At 69.0% G+C, this 18087-nt stretch carries 19 protein-coding genes; 18 read left to right on the top strand and 1 reads right to left on the bottom strand.

Annotated features, from left to right (window positions below; all coding sequences use genetic code 11):
- Positions 1 to 8 precede the first annotated feature (8 nt).
- A complete protein-coding gene (locus C1926_RS11070; RefSeq protein ID WP_108759222.1) occupies positions 9 to 2375 on the bottom strand; it encodes a S9 family peptidase in 2367 nt (788 codons plus the stop codon).
- Positions 2376 to 2525: 150 nt separating this feature from the next.
- Between C1926_RS11070 and C1926_RS11065 the strand changes: the two genes are divergently transcribed.
- The 18 genes from C1926_RS11065 (at position 2526) to C1926_RS10980 (ending at position 18035) form a co-directional block, all read left to right on the top strand.
- Positions 2526 to 2972 (top strand): hypothetical protein, encoded by a 447-nt coding sequence (locus tag C1926_RS11065; protein WP_108759221.1) that lies wholly within the window; start codon positions 2526 to 2528, stop codon positions 2970 to 2972.
- A gap of 79 nt (positions 2973 to 3051) precedes the next feature.
- Positions 3052 to 3381 (top strand): hypothetical protein, encoded by a 330-nt coding sequence (locus tag C1926_RS11060; RefSeq protein WP_079224246.1) that lies wholly within the window; start codon positions 3052 to 3054, stop codon positions 3379 to 3381.
- A gap of 36 nt (positions 3382 to 3417) precedes the next feature.
- On the top strand, positions 3418 to 4062 hold the full coding sequence (locus C1926_RS11055; RefSeq protein WP_108759220.1) for a sigma-70 family RNA polymerase sigma factor: 645 nt from the start codon (positions 3418 to 3420) through the stop codon (positions 4060 to 4062).
- Positions 4059 to 4274, top strand: a complete 216-nt coding sequence (locus tag C1926_RS11050) for a hypothetical protein (protein ID WP_108759219.1) — start codon at positions 4059 to 4061, stop codon at positions 4272 to 4274. Before C1926_RS11055 ends, C1926_RS11050 begins: the two co-directional genes overlap by 4 nt.
- Before the next feature lie 183 nt (positions 4275 to 4457).
- The gene (locus C1926_RS11045; protein WP_108747673.1) at positions 4458 to 5855 is read left to right on the top strand and encodes a cytochrome ubiquinol oxidase subunit I; all 1398 of its coding nucleotides are present in this window, start codon (positions 4458 to 4460) and stop codon (positions 5853 to 5855) included.
- Between the two features lies 1 nt (position 5856).
- Positions 5857 to 6870 (top strand): cytochrome d ubiquinol oxidase subunit II, encoded by a 1014-nt coding sequence (gene cydB, locus C1926_RS11040; RefSeq protein ID WP_108759218.1) that lies wholly within the window; start codon positions 5857 to 5859, stop codon positions 6868 to 6870.
- 218 nt (positions 6871 to 7088) lie between these two features.
- Positions 7089 to 7832, top strand: coding sequence for a beta-ketoacyl synthase chain length factor (locus tag C1926_RS11035; protein ID WP_108759217.1), 744 nt, complete (start codon positions 7089 to 7091; stop codon positions 7830 to 7832).
- On the top strand, positions 7825 to 8622 hold the full coding sequence (locus C1926_RS11030) for a lysophospholipid acyltransferase family protein (protein ID WP_108759216.1): 798 nt from the start codon (positions 7825 to 7827) through the stop codon (positions 8620 to 8622). Before C1926_RS11035 ends, C1926_RS11030 begins: the two co-directional genes overlap by 8 nt.
- On the top strand, positions 8609 to 8866 hold the full coding sequence (locus C1926_RS11025; RefSeq protein ID WP_005411610.1) for a phosphopantetheine-binding protein: 258 nt from the start codon (positions 8609 to 8611) through the stop codon (positions 8864 to 8866). The genes C1926_RS11030 and C1926_RS11025 overlap by 14 nt, the downstream gene beginning before the upstream one ends.
- A gap of 16 nt (positions 8867 to 8882) precedes the next feature.
- Complete coding sequence (locus C1926_RS11020; protein WP_025878014.1) at positions 8883 to 9140, top strand: acyl carrier protein; 258 nt, start codon at positions 8883 to 8885, stop codon at positions 9138 to 9140.
- 22 nt (positions 9141 to 9162) lie between these two features.
- Complete coding sequence (locus C1926_RS11015) at positions 9163 to 9714, top strand: hypothetical protein (protein ID WP_108759215.1); 552 nt, start codon at positions 9163 to 9165, stop codon at positions 9712 to 9714.
- The gene (locus C1926_RS11010) at positions 9707 to 11392 is read left to right on the top strand and encodes an AMP-binding protein (RefSeq protein ID WP_108759214.1); all 1686 of its coding nucleotides are present in this window, start codon (positions 9707 to 9709) and stop codon (positions 11390 to 11392) included. Before C1926_RS11015 ends, C1926_RS11010 begins: the two co-directional genes overlap by 8 nt.
- Positions 11382 to 12152, top strand: a complete 771-nt coding sequence (locus C1926_RS11005; protein ID WP_108759213.1) for a glycosyltransferase family 2 protein — start codon at positions 11382 to 11384, stop codon at positions 12150 to 12152. Before C1926_RS11010 ends, C1926_RS11005 begins: the two co-directional genes overlap by 11 nt.
- A gap of 1 nt (position 12153) precedes the next feature.
- Complete coding sequence (locus tag C1926_RS11000; protein ID WP_079224227.1) at positions 12154 to 13095, top strand: acyltransferase; 942 nt, start codon at positions 12154 to 12156, stop codon at positions 13093 to 13095.
- A complete protein-coding gene (locus C1926_RS10995; RefSeq protein WP_079224225.1) occupies positions 13085 to 14635 on the top strand; it encodes an aromatic amino acid ammonia-lyase in 1551 nt (516 codons plus the stop codon). The genes C1926_RS11000 and C1926_RS10995 overlap by 11 nt, the downstream gene beginning before the upstream one ends.
- Positions 14622 to 15053, top strand: a complete 432-nt coding sequence (locus tag C1926_RS10990; protein WP_079224223.1) for an acyl-CoA thioesterase — start codon at positions 14622 to 14624, stop codon at positions 15051 to 15053. The genes C1926_RS10995 and C1926_RS10990 overlap by 14 nt, the downstream gene beginning before the upstream one ends.
- A complete protein-coding gene (locus tag C1926_RS10985; RefSeq protein ID WP_108759212.1) occupies positions 15050 to 15679 on the top strand; it encodes an outer membrane lipoprotein carrier protein LolA in 630 nt (209 codons plus the stop codon). The genes C1926_RS10990 and C1926_RS10985 overlap by 4 nt, the downstream gene beginning before the upstream one ends.
- A 1-nt stretch (position 15680) precedes the next feature.
- Complete coding sequence (locus C1926_RS10980) at positions 15681 to 18035, top strand: hypothetical protein (RefSeq protein WP_108759211.1); 2355 nt, start codon at positions 15681 to 15683, stop codon at positions 18033 to 18035.
- The last annotated feature ends 52 nt before the right edge of the window (positions 18036 to 18087 follow it).

Raw genomic sequence — 18087 nt, 5'->3', positions numbered from 1 at the left:
CAGCCGGCTCACTTCAGGTTCTGCTCGAACAGCTTGAGGATGCGCTTGTACTGGTCCAGCCAGGAGTCGGCACGGATGTAGCCGTGGCGCTCCAGCGGGTACGGGGCGATCGACCAGTTGTCCTTGTGCAGCTCGATCAGGCGCTGGGTCAGATGAACCGAGTCCTGGAAGAACACGTTGTCATCCATCATGCCGTGGGCGATCAGCAGGTTGTCCTGCAGGTTCTGCGCGTACTCGATGGGCGAGGACGTGCGGTACGCCTCCGGGTCGATGTCCGGGGTGTTGAGGATGTTGCTGGTGTAGGCGTGGTTGTAGTTCTGCCAGTCCAGCACCGGGCGCAGCGCGGCGCCGGCCTTGAACGTGCCCGGCGAACGGAACAGCGCCATGAAGGTCATGAAGCCGCCGTAGGAACCGCCGTAGATGCCGGCGTGGTCGCGGTCACCCTGCTGGGTGTCGACCAGCCAGTCCAGGCCGTCCTTGTAGTCTTCCAGTTCCGGGTGGCCCATGTTGCGGTAGATCGCCGTGCGCCAGTCGCGGCCGTAGCCCTCGCTGCCGCGGTAATCCATGTCCAGCACGATGTAGCCCTTTTCCACCAGCAGGTTGTGGAACATCTGCTCGCGGAAATAGGCCGGGTAGCGCTGGTGCACGTTCTGCAGGTAGCCGGCACCGTGCACGAACATCACGATCGGGTACTTCTTGCCCGGTTCCTTGTGCTCGGGTTCGTAGTACTTGGCCCAGACCACGCCGGCACCGTGCTTGGACGGCACCGCCACCAGCTTCGGCTGGACCCACTCGCGGGCCTTGTACTCGGCGGTGCGGGTGTCGGTCAGCACGCGCGCCTGGCCGCCGGCGCTCGGCACCACGGCCAGCTGGGTCGGCAGGTAGGCGGCCGAGTAGCGCACCAGCAGCTGCTGGCCATCGGGCGACAGCGAGAAATCTTCCACGCCGTTGAGGCTGGTCAGCTCGCGCACCTGGCGGTTGCTGCTGTCGACTGCGCAGACTTCATAGTCGTGCGGCGCCTGCTGGTTGCACAGGAAGTAGAAGCCCTTGCCGTCGGCCGACAGCACCGGCGCGGAGGTTTCCCACTTGCCGCTGGTCAGCGCCTGCGGCTTGGCCGTGCCGGCCTGGGTGTACAGGTGCGAGAAGCCCGATTCCTCGGACAGCAGCCACAGGGTGCGGCCATCGGCCATCCAGCCGAAATCGTTGAAGCCCCAGTTGATCCAGGCGTTGTCGGTCAGGCGGTGGCGGTTCTGCACGCGGCCATCGTTGCCGATGCTGACGATCCAGCGGTCCTTGTTGTCGTTGGCGCGCAGCATCACCGCGGCCTGCTGGCCATCGGCGCTCCAGCGCATGCCGCCGCCCATGAAGTCGCTCATCACCTGCACGCTGCGGTCGCCCTTCAGCGCGTCTTTGCCGGCCTTGCGGCGCAGCTCGGCCAGCGGGTCGGTGCCGATGCCCGGCAGGCCCGACAGCGAGAGCTTCTCGGCCTTGCCGGTGCGCACATCGACGTACCACAGGGTGTGCGGCTCGAAGCCGTTGCGGCCGACGCGGGTGCGGGTGTCCTCGGTTTCCTCGTAACCCGATTCGGTCACGTACAGCGGCATCTTGCTGGTGCGGCCGTCATCGAAATCCTTCGGCTTGGTCACCACGATCAGGTGGCCCAGGTCCGGCGACAGCAGGCTGTCGGCGATCTCCACGTCGGCGCCCAGGTAGACCGGCGCTGCGGCACGGGTCGGGTCGGCCTGGCGCCAGCGCTGGTCCTGGTCCTTCAGCGCTTCACGCTGGTCGCGGTCGCGGCGCAGGGTTTCCAGGGTACGCAGCTGCTGGTCGCGCAGCAGGTCGTCCTTGGGCTTGCTGGCCGGGTCTTTCTCGGCCTTCAGGCTGGCCACCTGCTGCACGCCGGCGGCGGCGGTCCAGTGGAACCATTCCTGGCCCACGCGCCAGATCACGCCGTTGTCGGCAGCGAAGTTGACCCCGGCCGCGCGTTCGTTGCTGCGGGTCAGCTGGGTCAGCGCGCCGCTGCGCAGGTCGCGCACGAACACATCGCCGTTGCGGACGAAGGCGCTGCGGCTGCGGCTGCGGTCGTAGACCGGCTCGGCCACGTCCAGGGTGCCGCGCTGGTCATCGGCCACCTGTGCGGCGGCGCCACCGGCCAGTGGCTGGCGGAAGGTGTCGCGCACCGGGCTGCCGTTGCGCTTGAGCTGGTATTCCACCTGCTGGCTGTTCCAGGACCACCAGGCCTTCTCGACCGGCGGACCGATCCAGTCCGGGTCGGCCATGGCCTGTTCGATGGTGATCGGCGTCGGCGCGGCATGCGCGGCCGGTGCGGCCAGCACGGCCGACAGCAGGAGGGACAGGGGCAGCACTCGGGACATGGGCGGACAGCACCAGATGAGGAAACCGGGCAAGGGTAGCAGCCGCCCGGGCCGGGGGAGGGGGCCACAGGTCATGCAGACCGCTTGGGCAAAGGCCCGGCGGGGCCTTGCGTGGCGCATGATGGGCGACCGAGCCGGAAGGAGCCGACCATGTACCCCTACGACTACCGCATTTCCCTGGGGGTGCAGCACCCTGCGGTCTCCAGCGCCGACATCTCCGCCCGGCTGGGGCTGGAACGGAGGTTCTTCCGTGATGCAGGCACCGACCTGCGTGGCGGTGATGGCCGCTTGATCCGGGTACATGGCTTCACCCGGGTGAGCTTTGAACTGGCCGCTGGCAAGGATGGCTGGCTGATGGACGCCTGGCCGCAGGTGGTCGAAATCCTGCAGGCGCGGGTGGAGGTGATCCAGGCATTGAACCAGGAGGGCGCCGACGTTGGCCTGCGTATCGCCGTTTTTGGCAAGCGTGCGTGGGCGGGTTTTGAACTGGATCCTGCACTGGTGCGGCTGATGGCCGACCTGCGGCTGGGCTTCCATCTGGAAACCTATTTTCCGGATGCACCGGTCGAGACCGAAGCCGACGACGACGAAACCTGAAACATCCACTGCAACCGGTTGCCGGGCCTGCGCATCCAATCTCCTGAACCCGCATCATTCACCGGACAGGAGCACAACCATGCAGGAACTCATCCCGATCACCCTTTTCCTCTGCATCGCCTACGCGATCCATGCCATTGCCGATGCGCGGGCGCGCAGCAAGCTGGTGGCCCCGCACGTGCCCGAGGAAGTGATCCGCTCGCTGGCGGTGCTGGAGGAGGAGCGCCGCCGCCAGGGCGCGCTGCGCTGGGGCATCAGCCTGGTCAGCCTGGCCGTGGCCCTGGCCCTGCTGGAAGCCATGGGTGCGCGCGAGCTGACCTTCGGCGCCGCCGCTGCGCTGGCCGGCAGTGCGGGCGTGGGCCAGCTGCTGGCGTGGTTCATCACCCGCCCCGCCGTGCGCAAGGGCTGACCGGCGCATGCCACGGGCACGGCGAGCGGCCAACGCATGAGCCTGCTGGGCGGCGCTTTGGCTGCACTGCGCGGGCGGCGTCGCGACGCCGCCGCCGAGGAACCGGCTGCGTGGGAAGACGACCGCGCGCTGGTGGTCGCCATCATCGATGGCTCGCAGGCAGCGTTCGCGCAGCTGGTGCAGGCCCATCAACGTACCTGTGCACACGTGATCGGGCGCATGGTCGGCGATCGCGACCAGGTGGCTGACCTGCTGCAGGAAACCTTCCTGGCGGTGTTCCGCCAGCTGCACCGGTTCCGTTTCGAATCCTCGCTGCGGACCTGGGTTTCGCGGGTGGCCTATACGACGACGCTGCAGCACCTGCGCCGCCGCCGGCTGGAGATGCAGTGGATGGTGGCGGTGGAGGTGCCCGAGGAGCTGGGGATCGGCGACGAGGGCCCCGGCCCGGCGGAGCTGAGCGAGGCGCTGCAGGCCGGCCGCCAGCTGGGCGCGGCGCTGGAGCGGCTGACCCCGCCGCAGCGGCTGATCGTGGGCCTGCATTACCTGGAGGATTTCGACCTGGCCGAGATTGAACAGGTGACCGGGATGGCGCGCGGTACCATCAAGAGCCACCTGTACCGCGCGCGGCAGACCCTGAAGCAGGAGTTGACGCGACGCGCCACCGCCGGAGAACTGCTGTGAGCGAAGCCAACGACCCCCGCGATGCCGATGCGCGCGCGCTGTCGCAGGCGCTGCGCGAGCAGGAACAACGGCACGCCGTGCCTGATGTGAACGAGGTGCTGCAGCAGCGGCTGCAGGCGGAAACGCGCGACAGCGGTGTGCTGTACGTGGCGGTGCAGGTGCTGTTGTTCGGCGCGCTGCTGGCTGCTGCGGCCTGGTATTTCTGGCACTGACATCTCTCGCCGGGCATGGCCCGGCGCTACCGGTGGAGATCCAGGTAGCGCCGGGCCATGCCCGGCGGCGCTTCACCGCCCCTGCGACATAGTGAAGCAGCGCGTCACCCGGTCGCATCCCGGCTTAACCAAATCCTCCTAAAGTGGTCCGGTATCCCACCCGTACCCGGCAGGAGGCGTCCCTTGGACGCGTTGTTGTTGTCGCGGATCCAGTTCGGATTCGTCATCAGTTTCCACGTGCTGTTCCCCGCCTTCACCATCGGTACGGCCAGCTGGCTGGCCTTCATCGAATGGCGCTGGCTGCGCACGAAGTTGCCCGTCTGGCGCGACCTGTATTTCTTCTGGCAGAAGATCTTCGCCGTGTCCTTCGGCATGGGCGTGGTCAGCGGCATCGTCATGGCCTTCCAGTTCGGTACCAACTGGCCGCGGCTGAGCGAGGTGGCCGGTACGGTCATCGGCCCGCTGCTGACTTATGAAGTGCTGACCGCGTTCTTCCTGGAAGCCAGCTTCCTCGGCGTGATGATGTTCGGCTGGGGCCGCGTATCGCCGCGCCTGCATTTCCTGTCCACCTGCATGGTGGCGCTGGGCACGCTGTTCTCCACGTTCTGGATCCTGTCGTCCAACAGCTGGCTGCATACGCCGGCCGGCTACGAAATGATCAACGGCATCGTGCACCCGGTGGACTGGTGGCAGGTGGTGTTCAACCCGTCCTTCCCATACCGCCTGGCGCACATGGCGCTGGGCTCGTTCATCACCACCTGTTTCGTGATCGGTGGCGTGGGCGCGTGGTACCTGCGCAAGGGCACGCACGTCGAAGCGGGCCGCCGCATGTTGGTCGCGGCGGTGGCGTTTGCCGCGCTGACCGTGCCGGTGCAGATCTTCGTCGGCGACATGCATGGCCTGAACACGCTCAAGCACCAGCCGATGAAGATCGCCGCGATGGAAGCGCACTGGCATGAAAGCAAGGCAGGCGAGGGCGTGCCGCTGGTGGTGTTCGCGCTGCCCAACGAGAAGGAGCAGCGCAACGATTTCGAAGTGGCCATTCCGAAGCTGGGCAGCGTGATCCTGACCCATTCGCTGGACGGTACGTTCGATCCGCTGACCTCGGTGCCGGCCAGCGAACGGCCGCCGGTGACGCCGGTGTTCTTCGCCTTCCGCATCATGGTCGGGCTGGGCACGCTGATGCTGCTGCTGGCCTGGGTCTCGGCGTTCCAGCTGTGGCGGAAGAAGCTGCTCGATTCGCCGTGGCTGCTGCGTGGCTGGAACTGGATGCTGCCCAGCGGGTTCATCGCGCTGGTGTCCGGCTGGTTCGTCACCGAGATGGGGCGCCAGCCGTGGGTGGTCTACGGCGTGCTGCGCACCGCCGATGCGGTGGGCCCGCAGAGTGCGTGGATGACCGCGCTGTCGCTGGCGGTGTACGTGGTCGGCTACGCCTTCGTGTTCGGCTGGGGCATCTGGTACCTGGTGAAGATCCTGCGGCACGGCCCGCAGCCGTATGTGGACGGCCCCTCGCTGGACCACGGCAGCCACACGCCGGCGCGCCCGCTGTCGGCCGCCGACGAACCGCTGGAGGAGCGCTGACATGGACCTGATGACCTGGCTGCCGGTGGCATGGTTCGCGGTGATCGGTTTCGGCGTGCTGATGTACGTGGTGCTGGACGGCTTCGTGCTCGGCATCGGCATCCTCGCCCCGTTCGCCGAGGACGAGGAACAGCTGGACCTGATGATGAACACCGCCGCGCCGATCTGGGACGGCAACGAGACCTGGCTGGTGCTGGGCGGTGCCGGCCTGCTGGCGGCATTCCCCAAGGCCTACGCGGCGCTGCTGTCGGCGCTGTACCTGCCGGTGCTGCTGCTGGTGGTGGCGCTGGTGTTCCGTGGCGTGGCCTTCGAGTTCCGCTTCAAGGCGCACCGTTCGCGGCGGCTGTGGAGCGTGGCCTTCGGCCTGGGTTCGCTGCTGGCGACCTTCGCCCAGGGCGTGATCCTGGGCACCCTGGTGCAGGGCATTCCGCTGGTGGACGGGGTCTACCAGGGCGGCGCGTTCACCTGGTTCAGCCCGTTCGCGATGCTGACCGGTGCCGCGCTGGTGGCCGGCTACGCGCTGCTGGGCAGCACCTGGCTCATCCTGAAGACCGAGGGCCGCGTACAGGCACTGGCGCGGCAGATGACCCGGCCACTGGTGGTGGCGGTGATCGCGGCGATGGGCCTGGTCAGCAGCTGGCTGCCGTTCCTCGATTCGCGGTTGATGGATCGCTGGTTCAGTGATGGCAATTTCTGGTGGCTGTCGCCGGTGCCGTTGCTGACCCTGGCGGTGGCTGCCGCGCTGTGGCGCAGCGCCACCCACCCGCGCCGCGACCTGCCGCCGTTCCTGCTCAGCCTGGCCCTGTTCGTGCTCGGTTTCGCCGGCCTGGTGCTGGGCATGTGGCCCTACCTGCTGCCGCCGTCGATGACGCTGTGGCAGGCCGCCGCACCGGCCTCCTCGCTGGGCTTCACCCTGGTCGGGCTGGTGGTGCTGCTGCCGGTCATCCTGGGCTACACGGCCTGGTCCTACCGGGTGTTCCGCGGCAAGGTACGCGCCGACGCCGGTTACCACTGAAGGATGTGAACGGGGAGCGGCCGGTGACTGCTCCCCGTTTCGGTTTGTGAAACATGTATTCCCTGCGCGGGACGTGCTAGCGTTCGCACCTTTCCGGCCGCCAGGGGGGCTGCCGGCGACGTCCTGGACGGACGCACGGCTGCAGGAATGGGGGGCCGCCGCGCGTCGCCATGCTGTTGGCCCGTGCCTGTCTTCCGCCCATCCAAACATCACCGGTAATGATCGAATTTTCCGTTGTCGACTGGGCCGCCTGGGCGCCTGGACTGACAGAACGTAGCCAATGGATGGGCTGGGCCGACGCGCCGTTCCTGCCGCAGGGCGAGGGCACGCCGTCGTTGGCGGAAGTGCCGGCCATGCAGCGCCGCCGCATCGAGCGCCTGGGCCGCATGGCCATCCAGGCCGCGTGCTGGTGCGAAGACGCGCAGGGCGCCGACAGTGAAGTGCCGCTGGTGTTTGCCAGCCGCCACGGTGACGTGGCCCGTTCGATGGACCTGCTGGGCTCGCTGGCCGCCGCCGAGCCGCTGTCGCCCACCGGCTTCGGCCTGTCGGTGCACAACGCGATCGCCGCCCTGTATTCCATCGCCCGTGGCCACCGGGGCAACTATCTTGCGCTGGCCGCCGGCCAGTCCACCGTGGAAACCGCCTGCCTGGAAGCCGCCGGCCTGCTGGCCGATGGTGCGCGGGAGGTGCGGGTGGTGGTCTATGAATCGTCGTTGCCCGACGTTTACGCCGAATTCGCCGACGAACCCGACCCGTTCTTTGCCTGGTGCTGGCGCCTGGCGCCGTCCGGCACGGCCGGCACCGGCCTGCGCCTGGCCTGGGAACCGGCCGCCGATGCGGCCGATAGCGCGCCCGGCCTGCTGCCGCACGCGCTGGACCTGCACCGGTTCCTGCTCTCGGCTGCACCCACCCTCGACCATGTGACCCAGGGCCAGCGCTGGCGCTGGAGCCGCCATGGCTGAAGCCCTGCGCCGTCTCGACCACGCCTGGCGGGTTGTTGGCACCGGCCTGAGCTTCGCCGCGTTCGGCGTGGGCGGGCTGCTGCTGGGCGTGTTCGTGATGCCGCTGCTGCTGTTGATGCGCGACCCGGTCGCGCGCCAGCGGCGGGCGCGGCGGCTGGTGCAGGGGGCGTTTGCCAGCCACGTGTGGCTGATGTGCCGGCTGGGCCTGATGACGCTGCAGGTGGAGGGCCGCGAGCGCCTGCAGCGCGATGGCCTGCTGGTGCTGGCCAACCACCCGACCCTGATCGACGTGGTGTGCCTGATCGCGCTGCTGCCCAACGCTGACTGCGTGGTCAAGCGCGCAGTGGCCTGCAACCCGTTCATGCGCGGCCCGGTCCGCGCCGCCGGCTACATCGCCAATGACGATGGCGCCGGCCTGGTCGATGACTGCGTGGCCGCCGTGCATGCCGGCGGCACCCTGGTCATTTTCCCGGAAGGAACCCGCACCGTGCCGGGGCAGCCGCCGCGCCTGCAGCGGGGCGCGGCCAACATCGCCGTGCGCGGGCGGCTGGACATCACGCCGGTGCGTATCAGCTGCACGCCCGCCACGTTGACGAAGGGCCAGAAGTGGTATCGTGTGCCCTCACGTCGTTTTCACGTTCGGCTGCAGATCGGCGAAGATATCGCCATCGCACCCTTCCTGGCCGAAGATGACGCGTCAAGGGGGGATGCCTTGGCGGCCCGTCGCGTCACCGACCACCTCACTCGTTATTTCGACCTGTCTGGAGACCCGACCCGTGCAAGCACTTGAGCACGAGATCAAGGAATTGATCATTTCCTCGCTTTCACTGGAGGACATCACGCCGGAGGACATCGATCCGACCGCGCCGCTGTTCGTGGAAGGCCTTGGCCTCGATTCGATCGACGCCCTGGAGCTGGGCCTTGCCCTGCAGAAGAAGTACGGTGTCAGCCTCTCGGCCGACTCGGAAGAAACCCGTCGCCATTTCTCCAGCGTGCGCGCGCTCGGCGAGTTCGTCGCCGCCCGCCAGTCGTAAGGCGCCAGGAACTGCCATGACCAAGAATGAACTGTTCGAGCGCATCGTCCGCATCCTGACCGACAGCTTCGAGATCGAACCTGCCCGGATCAGCCCGGAATCGCGCCTGTATGACGACCTGGACATCGACAGCATCGATGCCGTCGACCTGATCGTGCAGCTCAAGCCGCTGCTCGGCCGCAACCTGCAGCCGGAAGCCTTCAAGGCCGTGCGCACCGTGCAGGACATCGTTGATGTCGTGCACGGTCTGCTGCCGGGCCAGGCTGCCGCCTGACCGCAGGCCGGGCACCGCGACCATGGCACGGGCACGCATGGTCGTGGTGGCAGCGCTTTCGCTCGCCTATCCGGTGCTGGTCTACGTGGCCATGGGCCGCTTCGAGCCGCGCTGGATGTCGCTGCTGCTGTTCGGCCTGGCCCTGCTGCGTGCGCTGAGCACCCGGCAGCCGCTGTGGTGGGCCGCTGCGGCCGGTGCCGGCCTGCTGGCCGGCCTGGCCACCGTGCTCAACCAGGCCTTGCCGCTGAAGCTGTACCCGGCGCTGGTGAACGTGGTGATGCTGTCGGTGTTCGCCACCAGCCTGCGCTTCGGCCCGCCGCTGGTGGAGCGCCTGGCGCGCCTGCAGGAGCCGGACCTGCCCGCCTTCGCGGTGGCCTATACCCGTCGCGTCACCCAGGTGTGGTGCGGCTTTTTTGTTCTCAACGGTGGCCTGGCCCTGTTCACCGCGCTGTACGCGTCGGACCGGGTCTGGATGCTCTACAACGGATTGTTGGCGTACGTGATGATGGGAGTGTTGTTCGCAGGCGAGTGGCTGGTGCGGCGTCGGGTGAAGGCGGCCCATGCCCATGGCTGACTGGATCGCCCTGGACCGGTTGCTGGTCACCGCGCGGCCTGGCCGCGACATCGGTATCTGTGAAGGTGTCGCCCTGGACCACAGCGCACTGCGCCTGCGCGCGCTGGCCTGGCGCGATGCGTTCGCCGCTGCCGAAGGCCGCGACTGGGCGCTGTATTTCGACGATGCCATCGCCTTTGCCGCGGCCCTGTTTGGCGCCTGGCATGCCGGCAAGCGCGTGTTCCTGGCCGCCGACAACCTGCCGGCCACGCTGCAGGCGCTGCAGCCGCAGGTCAGTGGCTTAGCTGGTGATGTGTCGGCCGACTACCGCCCGTTGCTGCCCGCCGCCGTGGCGTCCGACCGCGCGCTGCAGGCGCTGGACGAACGTGCCTGCGAACTGTGCGTGTTCACCTCCGGCAGCACCGGCCAGCCCAGCGCGATCAGCAAGCGCATGGACCAGCTGGCACGCGAAGTCGATGCGCTGCAGGCCGCCTTCGGCGCCCAGCTCGACGGCGTGCAGGTGCACGGCACGGTGTCCCACCAGCACATCTATGGCCTGCTGTTCCGCGTGCTGTGGCCGTTGGCCGCAGGCCGCCAGATCCAGCCGCGGCGTTTCTTCCACGAAGACCTGGTCGGCACCCTGGCCGCCGCCGACAGCGTGCTGGTGGCAACCCCGGCGCACCTCAAGCGCCTGCCCGAACAACTGGACTGGGCCAGCCTGCACGGCCGCCTGCGTGCGGTCTTTTCCTCCGGCGGCCCGCTGCCGGAAGAGGCGGCGCGGCAGGTGCGGCAGTGGCTGGGCGTGGCGCCCACCGAGGTGTACGGCAGCAGCGAGACCGGCGGCATCGCCTGGCGCCGCTGGGACACCGACATGCCGCCGTGGCAGCCGCTGCCGGGCGTGCAGTGGCGCATCGAGGAGGGTTGCCTGGCGGTGGCGTCGGCGCACCTGGACAGCGCCGACTGGTGGCGCACCCAGGACCGCGTTGAAGCGCTGGCCGATGGCCGCTTCCGCCTGCTTGGCCGCGCCGACCGCATCGTCAAGATCGAAGAACGCCGGGTCTCGCTGGATGCGCTGGAACGCGCGCTGCGTGACGACCCGGAAGTAGAGGACGTGCGCGTGCTGGTGCTGTCCGGCCAGCGCGAGCAGCTGGCCGCGGTGGTGGTGCCGGCGGATCCAGCGCTGGTGGCGGCCGGCGATGCCGCGCGCCGTGCCTTCGGCCTGCGCCTTGGCGCGCGCCTGGCGCAGGGCCACGACGCGGTCACCCGTCCGCGTCGCTGGCGGCTGGTCGAAGCGCTGCCGATCAATGCGCAGGGCAAGGTCACCCAGGCCGCGCTGGCCGCGCTGTTCCAGCCGCTGATGCCGGTGCCGCAGTGGGACCACCGCGCGGCCACGTCGGCGACCCTGCGGGTGGCGCTGGATGGATCGCTGCGCGCCTTCCAGGGCCACTTCCCGCAGGCAGCGATCCTGCCCGGCGTGGCCCAGCTGGACTGGGCGGTGCGTTTCGCACGCCAGGCCTTCGACCTTCCGCGCGGCTTCGTGCGGATGGAGGCCGTGAAGTTCCAGCACGTGGCCCGCCCCGGCGACGAACTGACCCTGCAGCTGGACTGGGACGCCGGACGTGGCGTACTGATGTTCCGCTACACCTCCCTGCATGGCACGCACGCCAGCGGCAAGGTGGTCCTGACCGATGCGCACTGACGCTGTGGTGGCCGGTGGCGCCTTCGCGCCGCTGGTGGTCATTCCCGTGTACGACCACGAGCATGCCATCGGCGCCGTGGTCGACGGCGTGCAGGCCGCCGGCCTGCCGTGCCTGCTGGTCGACGATGGCTCGCGTGCATCGTGCGCCGAGGTGCTGCAGGCGCTGGCACAACGCGATGGGGTCGACCTTCTGCGGCTGGACGTGAACCAAGGCAAGGGTGGGGCGATGCTGGCCGGTTTTGCCGAGGCCGCGCGCCGCGGCTACAGCCACGTGCTGCAGATCGATGCCGACGGCCAGCATGACACCGGCGACCTGCCGCGTTTCATCGCCGCCGCGCAGGCGCGGCCGGACGCGGTCATCTGCGGCATTCCCGCCTACGACGCCAGTGTGCCCAAGGCCCGGCTGTACGGCCGCTACGCCACCCACATCTGGGTGTGGATCAACACGCTGTCGCTGCATCTGCGCGACACGATGTGCGGCTTCCGGGTCTACCCGCTGGCACCGGTGCTGCGCCTGATGGGCGAGGAAACCATTGGCCGGCGCATGGATTTCGATACTGAAGTGATGGTGCGCCTGTATTGGCGGCAGGTACCGGTGGGGCACCTGTCCACCCGCGTGACCTATCCGGCCGACGGCGTTTCGCACTTCGACGTGTGGCGTGACAACGTGCGCATCAGCCGCATGCACACCCGGCTGTTCTTCGGCATGCTGCCGCGCGCCCCGCGCCTGCTGTGGCGCCGCCTGCAGGGGCAGGGCTGAGATGAGCCGCGCGCACGACGCACCACACTGGGCCGACATCGGTGAATCCACGTCCGTGGCCGGCGTGCTGTTCCTGTGCTGGGTGCACCGCTGGTTCGGGCGCTGGCCGTTCCGCCTGTGCGTGTGGCCGGTGGTGCTGTGCCACTGGCTGGGCAACCGGGTGGGCCGCCGCGCCTCGCTGCAGTACCTGCAGCGGCTGCAGGCGCACACCGGCGCGCTCGGCCATGCGCCGGGCTGGCGCGACAGCCTGCGCCACTTCTTCAGCTTCGCCGACACGATGCTGGACAAGATCCTCGGGCTCGGCGGCCGCTACCCGCCCGAGCGCATCCACCTGCAGCGCGACCTGGTGCTGGACAAGATCGCGCGCCGCGAAGGCGGGCTGATCCTCACCGCGCACATCGGCTGCCTCGAGCTGTGCCAGGTGCTGGCCGAGCAGGTGCCGGGCTTCCGCATCACCGTGCTGGTGCACACCGCGCATGCGCAGCGCTTCAACCGCCTGCTGCAGCGGCTGGACCCGCTGGCTGCGGTGGAGCTGGTGCAGGTGACCGAAATGGGCCCGGCCACGGCAGTGATGCTGGCCGAAAAAGTGGCCTCCGGTGGCTTCGTGGCCATCGTCGGCGACCGCGTGCCGGTGCAGGGCGGGCGCAGCGTGATGGCCGATTTCCTCGGCCACCGTGCACCGTTCCCGATCGGTGCCTATGTGCTGGCTTCCGCGCTGGCGTGCCCGGTCTACACGATGTCCTGCCTGCACGAAGGCGATGGCTATCGCGTGGCCTTCGAACACTTTGCCGACCGCGTGGTGCTGCCGCGCGGGTCGCGTGATGCCGCACTGGCCGAACAGGCGCAGCGCTTCGCGCGCTGGCTGGAACTCCAGGTCATCCAGTCCCCGCTGGACTGGTTCAATTTCTTCCCCTTCTGGGATCAGGCTCCTCATGACGATTGACGCCGTACCCGTGTGCCGTTTCGGCGATGCACCGCTGACCATCGAAGACGTGGTTGCCCTGGCCCAGCGCCAGTGCGATGCCGCCCTGAGCGAGGCGCCGGCCTTCCGCGCGCATATCCAGCGCGGCGCCGATTTCCTCGACCGCCTGCTGCGCGAGGACGGGGTGATCTATGGCGTGACCACCGGCTACGGCGATTCGTGCACGGTGAACATTCCGCCGGCGCTGGTGGCCGAACTGCCGCACCACCTGTACACCTACCATGGCTGCGGCCTGGGCCGTTACCTGGACCCGGCCGAAACCCGCGCGGTGCTGGCCGCGCGCCTGGCCTCGCTGGTGCGCGGCATGTCCGGCGTCAGCGTGCCGCTGCTGGAAGGCCTGGCCACCCTGCTGCAGCACGACGTGCTGCCGTTGATCCCGGCCGAAGGCTCGGTCGGTGCCAGTGGTGACCTCACCCCGCTGTCCTACGTCGCCGCCGTGCTGTGTGGCGAGCGCGAGGTGCTGTTCGAAGGCCAGGTGCAGCCGGCCGGCCCGGTGCTGGCGAAGATCGGCATGGTCCCGCTGAAGCTGCGGCCGAAGGAAGGCCTGGCGATCATGAACGGTACGGCGGTGATGACCGGCCTGGCCTGCCTGGCCTGGCAGCGCGCCGACTACCTGGCGCGCATGGCCACCCGCCTGACCGCGTTCAACGTGCTGTCCAGCGATGGCAACGCGCACCACTTCGACGAAACCCTGTTCGCCGCCAAGCCGCACCCGGGCCAGGGCCGCATCGCCGCGCGCCTGCGCAGCGACCTGCACAGCGAACGCCCGCCGCGCAACGAACAGCGCCTGCAGGATCGTTACTCGCTGCGCTGCGCGCCGCACGTCATCGGCGTGCTGGAAGACAGCCTGCCGTTCCTGCGCCAGCTGATCGAAACCGAGCTGAACAGCGCCAACGACAACCCGCTGATCGATGCCGACGGCGAGCGCATCCTGCACGGCGGCCACTTCTACGGCGGCCACATCGCGCTGGCGATGGACACGCTGAAAAACACCGTGGCCAACGTCGCCGACCTGCTCGACCGGCAGCTGGCGCTGGTGGTCGATGCCCGCTACAACCACGGCCTGCCGGCCAACCTGTCGGCGGCCACCGGCCCGCGCGCGGCCATCAACCATGGCCTGAAGGCGCTGCAGATCAGCGTCTCGGCATGGACCGCCGAAGCGCTGAAGCAGACCATGCCGGCCAGCGTGTTCTCGCGTTCGACCGAATGCCACAACCAGGACAAGGTCAGCATGGGCACCATCGCCGCGCGCGACTGCCTGCGCGTGATCGAACTGACTGAACAGGTGGTGGCCGCGATGCTGATCGCCGCACGCCAGGGCCTGGCCCTGCGCGAGCGGGTTGGCCTGAACGCGCAGCTGCATGGCAGTCTGGCCGACATGTACGCAGACCTGGGGCAGCGCATCGCCCTGGTCGAAGAAGACCGCGCGCTGGATCGCGAACTGCGGGAACTGCTGGTGGAGATCCGCGCGCAACGCTGGGAGCTGTATGTCGGTGAATGAGGCAATCGAACTGGTCGGCGAGATTTCGCTGTCCCCGGCTTTCCATGACTGCGATCCGATGAACGTGGTCTGGCATGGCAACTACTTCAAGTACTTCGAGATCGCACGCTGCGCGCTGCTCAGCCGCTACGACTACGACTACCCGCAGATGCTCGAATCGGGCTACCTGTGGCCGGTGGTCGATGCGCGGGTGAAGTACGTGCGGCCGCTGCTGTTCAACCAGGCCCTGCGCGTGGTGTCGCGCATCGTCGAATGGGAGAACCGGCTGAAGATCGAGTACGAGATCCTCGATGCGGAAAGCGGCCAGGTGCTGACCCGTGCGATGACCATCCAGGTTGCGGTGGACGCGACCAGCAAGGAAATGCTGTACCAGTGCCCGCCGGTGCTGTGGCAGCGTCTTGGAGTGCCTGCCCCGTGAATCCCTTTACCCGCCTCCCGCGCGTGCTGCTGTGCGCGCTGCTGCTGTCCGCCGCGCCGCTGGTGCAGGCCGCAGATGCCAACGTCGATGCGATCACCCAGGCGGTGGCGCGCCCGGACGTGCTGCGTGGCCAGTTCACCCAGGAAAAGCAGGTCAGCGGCTTCAAGAACCCGCTGCGTTCGCAGGGCCAGTTCGTGGTCGCGCGCCAGCACGGCGTCATCTGGACCACGCTCAAGCCGTTCCCCTCCGAGGTGGTGGTCACCGCCGACCGCATCCTCAGCCGCCAGCGTGATGGCAGCACCCGCGTCGAACTGGACGCGCGGCAGCAGCCGGCAATGCGCTCGGTCAACGCGATCATGTTCGCGCTGATGAGCGGTGACGTGCAGGCACTGTCCAGCCAGTTCAACGTGCAGGCCAGCCGCGAGGGGCAGGGGTGGCGGCTGAAGTTGACGCCGAAGTCGGCGATGCTGGCCAAGGCCTTCGAATCGCTGACCCTGCAGGGCGACCGCTACGTGCGCCAGGTGGAGATCGTGGAGGCCAACAAGGACCGCACGCAGATCCAGTTCAGCGCGCTGAGCGAAGCGGCTGCCAGCCTGTCCGCCGACGAGGCGCGCCGCTTTGACTGAGGTGCCTGACGTGGCTGCGGGCAAGGGCTCGGAGCGCCTGCGCCGCTGGTGGCACTGGCTGGGCATCGCCTGGTTGCTGGTGCTGCTGGTGCTGGGCGCGCAGCAATGGCGCCTGTGGAGCCAGGAATCGCGGATCGACACCGACATCCTGGCCCTGCTGCCGCAGGATGCGCACGACCGCCTGCTGAGTGATGTCACCCGGCGCATCGCCGATGGCAGCTCGCGGCAGGTGGTGGTGCTGCTGGGCAGTGCCGATGGCGCCGCCGCCAAGCGCGCGCAGGCCGCCTTCGCCAAGGCGATGGCCAGCGATGCCGACAGCGGCCTGCTGGTGCCCAGTGGTTCGATCGAAGGCTGGTTCGATGAAGCGCGCGCGTTCTACGCGCCGTATCGCGATCGCCTGTTGACCCCGGCGCAGCGCGAACAGCTGCAGCAGGCCGAACCGGGTGCGCTGGCCGAACAGGCGCTGGGCGCGCTGTACGGCCCGATGGGCGCACCGCGGCTGACCGACTGGCGGCAGGACCCGCTGTCGCTGTGGCCGCAATGGTGGCAGCAGCAGGCACAGGGCTCCGGCCTGCGCCTGGGCGATGATGGCCTGCTCGAAGCCGAGGGCAAGCACTGGGCCGCGCTGCAGTTCGATACGCCCGGCTCGGCCTTCCAGCTTGATGGCGAGCGCCATATCGACGGCCTGCTCGAGCGCGCCGGCCTGGCCGCCAAGGCCGCCGCAGCGGATCTGGAGATCCTGCATGCCGGCGTGCCGCTGCATGCCGAAGCGGCCGCGGTGCAGGCCAACCAGGAAATCAACACGATCGGCTGGGGCTCGCTGGCCGCCGTGCTGCTGCTGGTCTGGCTGGCCTTCCGTTCGCTGCGGCCGATCCTGCTGGTGGCCGCCTCGCTGCTGATCGGCTGCGGCGTGGCGCTGGCGGTGACCGTGCTGGTGTTCGGCAAGGTGCACGTGCTGACCCTGGTGTTCGGCGCGTCGCTGGTGGGCGTGGCCGAGGATTACGGCATCCACTGGTTCGCCTCGCGCCAGGCCGAGCCGGCCGACCGCCGCTGGAAGCTGCTCAAGCACCTGCTGCCTGGCCTGTGGCTGGCGCTGGTGACCAGCGCGCTGGCCTACCTGGCACTGGGCCTTGCCCCGTTCCCCGGCCTGCGGCAGATGGCGCTGTTCTCGGTGGTCGGCCTGGCCGGCGCCTTCCTCACGGTGATCTTCTGGTTCCCGTGGCTGGACGGTGGCGAGATCCGCCGGACCCGCTTCTCGCAGTGGCTGGGCAACACCCTGGAGCGCTTCCCGCGCCTGCATGGCACGCGCCCGGTCACGGTGTTCATCGTGGCCGCGCTTGCGCTGTCGGCCATCGGCATCGTGCGCCTGCAGAGCAACGACGACCTGCGCAGCCTGCAGTCCTCGCCGCCGGCACTGATGGCCGAGCAGATCCGCCTGAGCCAGCTGCTGGGCATGCCCAGCCCGGCACAGTTCTACCTGGTGCAGGGCGCCGACGCGGCGCAGCTGCTGGAGCGCGAAGAAGCGCTGACCGGGCGCCTGCGCGCACTGGCCAGCGACAAGCGCATCGGCGGCTACCGCGCGATCAGTGACTGGCTGCCATCGCCGGCGCGCCAGCAGGCCGATGCCGCGCTGACCGCACAGGTGGAACCGGGCGTGTTGTCGGCGGTGTCCGAAGCCGTGGGCGAGCCGCTGCCGCGGCCGGCCTTCGCCGCTTCGCCGCTGACCGCCGAGGCCTTCCTGGCCTCGCCGGCCTCGCAGCCGTTCCGCCACCTGTGGGTGGGTGCGGTGGGCGGGCAGATGGTCAGCGTGGTGATGGTCGATGACCTGTCGCGCGCCGATGCGCTGGCCACCCTGCAGGGCGCGGCCGAGGGCCTGCCCGGCGTGCGCTGGGTCGACCGCACGGCCGACTTCTCCACGCTGCTGGGCCACTACCGCAAGCTGATGGGCGGGCTGCTGCTGGTCGGCATCGCGCTGGTGTTCGGCGCGCTGTGGCTGCGCTACCGCCGCCAGGCCTGGCGCGTGTTCGCCCCCACCCTCATCGCCGGTGCACTCACCCTCGGCCTGCTGGGCCTGTTCGGCCAGCCGCTGCAGCTGTTCAACGTGCTGGCGCTGATGCTGCTGCTGGGCATGGGCATCGACTACGGCATCTTCCTGATCGAGCACCGCGGCGATGCCAGCGCGTGGCTGGCGGTGTGCGTGGGTGCGGCCAGCACCTGGCTGTCGTTCGGCCTGCTGGGCCTGTCACAGACCCCGGCGCTGCGTGCGTTCGGCCTCACCCTGTTGTTCGGCATCGGCCTGGTCTGGCTGATCTCGCCGCTGTTCCGCCCGCCGCCGCACGACCTGCCGCCGGCCTGACCACGCTTCACCGCACACCCTTCCTTTCCACCTGATCGAGCAACAAGGACGC

The organism is Stenotrophomonas sp. ZAC14A_NAIMI4_1, assembly GCF_003086915.1.
GTDB lineage: Bacteria > Pseudomonadota > Gammaproteobacteria > Xanthomonadales > Xanthomonadaceae > Stenotrophomonas.
The sequence above is the reverse complement of the archived record's forward strand: the minus strand, read 5'-3'. Positions and strand labels throughout refer to the sequence as shown.

Bases quoted from the DNA above. Each gene is read 5' to 3' on its own strand.
- C1926_RS11030 (WP_108759216.1), top strand. From the start codon at position 7,825: ATGGCTGAAGCCCTGCGCCGTCTCGACCACGCCTGGCGGGTTGTTGGC.
- C1926_RS11010 (WP_108759214.1), top strand. From the start codon at position 9,707: ATGGCTGACTGGATCGCCCTGGACCGGTTGCTGGTCACCGCGCGGCCT.
- cydB (WP_108759218.1), top strand. From the start codon at position 5,857: ATGGACCTGATGACCTGGCTGCCGGTGGCATGGTTCGCGGTGATCGGT.
- C1926_RS11020 (WP_025878014.1), top strand. From the start codon at position 8,883: ATGACCAAGAATGAACTGTTCGAGCGCATCGTCCGCATCCTGACCGAC.
- C1926_RS11070 (WP_108759222.1), bottom strand. From the start codon at position 2,375: ATGTCCCGAGTGCTGCCCCTGTCCCTCCTGCTGTCGGCCGTGCTGGCC.
- C1926_RS11055 (WP_108759220.1), top strand. From the start codon at position 3,418: ATGAGCCTGCTGGGCGGCGCTTTGGCTGCACTGCGCGGGCGGCGTCGC.
- C1926_RS11015 (WP_108759215.1), top strand. From the start codon at position 9,163: ATGGCACGGGCACGCATGGTCGTGGTGGCAGCGCTTTCGCTCGCCTAT.
- C1926_RS10990 (WP_079224223.1), top strand. From the start codon at position 14,622: ATGTCGGTGAATGAGGCAATCGAACTGGTCGGCGAGATTTCGCTGTCC.
- C1926_RS11005 (WP_108759213.1), top strand. From the start codon at position 11,382: ATGCGCACTGACGCTGTGGTGGCCGGTGGCGCCTTCGCGCCGCTGGTG.
- C1926_RS11060 (WP_079224246.1), top strand. From the start codon at position 3,052: ATGCAGGAACTCATCCCGATCACCCTTTTCCTCTGCATCGCCTACGCG.
- C1926_RS11065 (WP_108759221.1), top strand. From the start codon at position 2,526: ATGTACCCCTACGACTACCGCATTTCCCTGGGGGTGCAGCACCCTGCG.
- C1926_RS10995 (WP_079224225.1), top strand. From the start codon at position 13,085: ATGACGATTGACGCCGTACCCGTGTGCCGTTTCGGCGATGCACCGCTG.
- C1926_RS11000 (WP_079224227.1), top strand. From the start codon at position 12,154: ATGAGCCGCGCGCACGACGCACCACACTGGGCCGACATCGGTGAATCC.
- C1926_RS11035 (WP_108759217.1), top strand. From the start codon at position 7,089: ATGATCGAATTTTCCGTTGTCGACTGGGCCGCCTGGGCGCCTGGACTG.